General features: G+C 43.7%; 3 protein-coding genes. 2 read left to right on the forward strand and 1 reads right to left on the reverse strand.

Going from position 1 to position 4,958, the window contains the following annotated elements; genetic code table 11:
* Positions 1-187: 187 nt before the first annotated feature.
* Positions 188-2,485 carry a RelA/SpoT family protein gene (locus tag PX636_RS03555; RefSeq protein WP_288116243.1) on the reverse strand — a complete coding sequence of 766 codons (2,298 nt, stop codon included), beginning with the start codon at positions 2,483-2,485 and terminating at the stop codon, positions 188-190.
* A gap of 221 nt (positions 2,486-2,706) precedes the next feature.
* Between PX636_RS03555 and patD the strand changes: the two genes are divergently transcribed.
* Both patD and PX636_RS03565 read left to right on the forward strand, forming a co-directional pair.
* Positions 2,707-3,063, forward strand: a complete 357-nt coding sequence (gene patD, locus PX636_RS03560) for a heterocyst frequency control protein PatD (RefSeq protein WP_288116245.1) — start codon at positions 2,707-2,709, stop codon at positions 3,061-3,063.
* Positions 3,064-3,138: 75 nt separating this feature from the next.
* Entirely contained in the window at positions 3,139-4,764 is a 1,626-nt protein-coding gene (locus PX636_RS03565) for a dipeptide ABC transporter ATP-binding protein (protein WP_288116247.1), read from the forward strand.
* The last annotated feature ends 194 nt before the right edge of the window (positions 4,765-4,958 follow it).

The following is a 4,958-nucleotide window of genomic DNA, read 5'->3' on the forward strand; positions in this document are numbered from 1 at the left end:
ACTGATGACTGAGAGTAGGGATAATAACATAGGGATTTTTGCGCTCAGATTAATTATCGATCCTACGTTGTTCGGTGACAAAAAGTGCCGATATTGCCATCGTGGTTTTAGTCAGTGTCAGCATCGCACTTCAACAGCTAAGGCACTCCAGCGTTTGGGGAATATGAGTAGAAATTTTAGGTTCACCCTACTCTCGATCGCTTTTTACCTGACTGATGCGACGAACGTTTAAAACATCGCTCATCAGCTTAATTTGAGTAACACAGCGTTCAAATTGTTGCAGGTCTTTTACTTCAATTTTCAGGGAAATTAAAGCGGGTTTACCGAAATTAGTCTTAACTCCGGCATTGCGAACGTTAATATTTTGGTCACTTAAACGAGAGAGAATATCTTTTAAAACCCCGACGCGATCAATCACTTCAATCTGAATATTTACCGGATAAGTCTGATAACGTCCCTGGTCATCTATAGGGTTCCAACTAACAGGAATTAAGCGTTCAGCTTCGGCTTTTTCCACATTCGAGCAGCCCTGACGGTGAATAACAATACCTTCCCCCGCATGGGCAACTATACCAGTAATATTTTCCCCTGGTAAAGGACAACAACAACCGGCTAAACGATAGACTAATCCCTCCACACCGGCGATCGGTGATTTACTAACGGGTAAAGCCCTTTGAACGGGAGAAGGTGGTAGAATCAATTGGGAATCAGTTAGGACATCGGGCGGATTTTTGGCCGTTAAAATTTCCTGTTGATTTTTAACTGTTTCTTGCAGACGATTAACCACATTTTTTAGGGTAACTTCGCCGTAACCCAAAGCCGCCAATAAATCATCTACTGCCACATAATTGCACTGTTTAGCCACCGATTGCATTCGTTCTGATTTTAGCAGGGCATCGAAGCCAGTTTTACCCAATTCTTTCTCTAATAAATCACGACCTCGGCTAATATTTTCTTCTCGGCGCGATTTTTTGTACCATTGCCGGATGCGATTTCTGGCGCTAGGAGTAACGACAAAATTTAACCAATCTAAACTAGGGTGACTATTTTTGCTGGTGAGAATTTCCACCAGATCACCATTTTGCAAGGGAGCATCAAGAACTGACCATTTACCATTAATCCTTGCCCCTTTCATCTGATTACCTACTTCGCTATGAATATGATAGGCAAAATCTACCGGTGTCGCGCCTTGGGCCAGAGCCACCACATCACCTTTGGGGGTGAAAACATAGATATCTTCTTCAAAGAAATTATTTTTCAGGCCATCCATGTATTCTTGGCCATCTTTAAGGTCTTTTTGCCAGTCGAGGAGATTACGCAGCCAAGCGAATTTTTCATCCGCAGCGGTTAAAGTTGTTTGACTAGAACCAGTTTCTTTATACTTCCAATGGGCTGCAATCCCGTATTCAGCAACATGGTGCATTTCTAGGGTGCGAATCTGCACTTCTAGGGGACGGGCATTTAAACCAACAACGGTGGTATGGAGGGATTGATAACGGTTAGCTTTTGGTAAACCGATATAGTCTTTAAAACGGTTAGGAATCGGGGTAAATTGGTCGTGAACTATGGCTAAACAACGATAACATTCCTCTTTGGTTTCGACGATAATGCGGACGGCGGCGATATCATAAATCTGCTCGAATTCTTTGCCTTGATTGTGCATTTTATGATAGATGCCGTAGAGATGTTTGGGGCGACCCTGTAAATCAAGAACTTTTATGCCAATTTCTGGCAATTTTTCCCGCAATGTGTTAGTAACGGTTTCGATGCGGGACTCTCGATCGATGCGTTTCTCCGATACCAATAACTGTACGGTGCGATAAGCATCGGGTTCGAGATATTTAAAGCATAAATCTTCTAATTCCCATTTAAATCTGCCAATCCCTAAACGGTTAGCCAGAGGAGCAAAGATTTCTCTAGTTTCTAGGGCGATGCGTTGCTGCTGTTGCGGGTTGAGGTGTTCGAGGGTTTGCATATTGTGCAGGCGGTCGGCTAATTTGACCACGATGACGCGGATATCTTGAGCCATCGCCAGGAACATTCGGCGAAAATTCTCCGCTTGCCGTTCAGTTTTGCTAGAAAAGTTGAATTTGGAGAGTTTTGTCACCGCTTCCACCAAATTACGCACCTCAACACCGAATCTAGCCTCGATTTCTTCGGGGGTGACTTCCGTATCTTCCACCACATCGTGAAGGAATCCCGCCGCGATCATTGCCCCATCACCCCCCAGATCCCGCAGTAATCCCGCCACGGCTATGGGATGGGCGATATAGGGTTCCCCGGATTTGCGATACTGGCCCTCGTGGAGTTTGTGGGCGAAATTAAAGGCCCGACAGATTAAATCGATATCGGGATTCTGGGGGTCGTTTTCGTAGGTAATCAGACATTCTTTCAGCCAATCGGGTAAAACTAACGCTTTTTTCGGTTCCGTGGCCCGGGGAAGGACGGTGAGGGTTTCTGGTTGGATGGCAGTGATGGCGTTCATGGTTAGATCGGGGGGATAATAGGGGGGGGGGAGACGGATAACTAGAAAATTATTAGGCCGAAGCGATGCCAGATTACTTAACTCTCTAACACTGGAATCGGATCGATCGGCGAAAAGGGCGGGATTCTTTTAAGTTTTTGTCTCTGGTCGGGAGGAGGACTTGCAACCGTGACGGCAAATCGTTAATCTTATGTAACAAATTCTAACGCGCTTTGTATTGGATGCTACCGACAAATTACCATCAAGCCTACAAATCTTTGTTAAGAAAACTGGAGGATTTCAGTTTTGCCCTTCTGGATGGGGATGCTTCCACGGGGTTACAATCTTTTCAAGCTTTACAAACCTGTCTAGAAGGGGAGATATTGTCACTAAATGATGACAATTTCAGCCCAGAGGTGGCTAATCGTTGGCGCGCGCTCCAGACGGAACTATATCGATCGTGGCGATTGCTGGAGACGGATTGGTTATTTTTGGCCTCGGCGCGGCAAGGACGGGAGAAACGTTTACAGATAATTAGCGAGCGAGTGGCGACTTTAAAGGGGTATTGTCGGGTTTTGTTAGGGTCAGTTGTCGATTAGCAATTAAATGCTCGATCGCCGTTTGTGTGGCATACTTGACCCTAAGTCCTAACTTTTATCGTTACCGATCGCGTCATGTTGGAAATTAAAGACCTAAAAATTGCCTACCCGACCGAATTAAGTTCTCCCGCTTGGGCGATCGATGGGGTGTCTTTTAGTATAGGCAAAGGGGAAACTCTGGGATTAGTCGGTGAATCTGGTTGTGGAAAATCGACCATCGGTAAGGCTATTTTAAGGTTATTACCCAATCGCACTCACGTGGAAGGTGAGATTACCTTTGAAGGGCGATCGCTTTTATCTTTATCTAGCAAACAGTTAGAAAAATTTCGCGGGGAAGCGGTGGGATTAGTCTTTCAAGATCCGATGACGCGACTGGATCCGCTGATGACTATTGGCGATCATTGTGTGGAAACTTTGCAAGCTCATCGAGGGAATTTAACCTATCGTCAAGCTAAAAGTGAAGCTTGTAAGTACCTAGAAAAAGTGAAAATTCCCGCTAATCGTTGGTCCCAATATCCTCACGAATTTAGCGGGGGAATGCGGCAAAGAGTGGCCATTGCTTTAGCTTTATTATTAAACCCTAAGTTAATTATTGCCGATGAACCCACCACAAGTTTAGATGTGACGGTTTCGGCGGAAATTCTGCGGGAATTAAAGCGTTTATGTAGCGAGGAACAGATGGGATTATTGTTAATTTCCCATGATTTAGCGATGGTGGGAGAATATTGCGATCAATTAGCGGTGATGCAGGGGGGCAAAATTGTCGAATCGGGAGCGGTAAAAACAGTTTTTAATACACCTCAACACCCCTACACTCGTTCTCTTTTGGCGGCCGCTTTACACCTACAGGTACGGGAGGAAAAATTAACAGCAATTCAAGGTCAGGAGACGGTGTTAAAGGTGGATAATTTAAAACAGTATTATACCCTAGAAGGTAACTTTTTAGATAGTTTTTTCAAGAAAGAAAAGAAATTTATTAAAGCGGTGGATGAAGTCAATTTTGAACTGTATCGAGGGGAAATTTTCGGTTTAGTTGGGGAGTCGGGGTGTGGGAAAAGTACCCTATCGCGAACCCTATTACAGTTAATTAAACCCACCGGGGGAAAAGTGGAATTTTTAGGAGAAGATTTAACCCCTTTGTCGGGGGAAAAAATGCGTCCAAAACGGCGCTTAATGCAGATGATTTTTCAGGATCCCCTCGCTTGTCTCAATCCTTTAATGACGGTGGGAGAAAGTATCGCCGATCCGCTTTTTATCCATCAAAAAGTTAATCTAGAAACGGCTAAAAAACAGGTTTTAGAAATGTTAGATCGAGTCGGTTTAACACCAGTAGAGGAATTTTATCGACGCTATCCTAGAGAGTTATCGGGAGGACAACAGCAAAGGGTAGCCATTGCTCGCGCTTTAATTACCCATCCAGAATTAGTTATTTGTGATGAACCGGTTAGTATGCTCGATGCTAGTGTCCAGACACAGGTTTTAGAGTTAATGTTAGAGTTACAAAAGTTATTTAATCTAACTTATTTATTTATAACTCATGATCTTTGGTTAGCGAGATTCCTCTGCGATCGAATTGCGGTAATGACTGCGGGTAAAATTGTTGAAATGGGTGACACTGAACAGATTTTTAGCCATCCCCAACACCCCTACACCCAAAAATTAATCGCCGCAGCTCCGAGAATTTATCCCGACAGCAACTAAAATCGCCCTAGGGGTTTATAATTGTTATTGTCTAGATATGGTTAGGAAAAACAAAATGGCCAGACAACTTCAGATAACTCTCCCTGAAGATACCATGCAACTTCTCGATCGATGGTTGGCAAGTAGTGATTATCCTGAAAAAGAATATAATAATTTAATTAATGAAGCGATTAAATTATATATTATGGAACAAC

It is taken from the genome of Microcystis sp. M53598_WE2 (assembly GCF_030067735.1).
GTDB classification, from domain to species: Bacteria; Cyanobacteriota; Cyanobacteriia; order Cyanobacteriales; family Microcystaceae; genus Microcystis; species Microcystis aeruginosa.

Coding starts and splice junctions, on each gene's coding strand:
- PX636_RS03565 (WP_288116247.1), top strand. CDS start 3,139: ATGTTGGAAATTAAAGACCTAAAAATTGCCTACCCGACCGAATTAAGT.
- PX636_RS03555 (WP_288116243.1), bottom strand. CDS start 2,485: ATGAACGCCATCACTGCCATCCAACCAGAAACCCTCACCGTCCTTCCC.
- patD (WP_288116245.1), top strand. CDS start 2,707: ATGCTACCGACAAATTACCATCAAGCCTACAAATCTTTGTTAAGAAAA.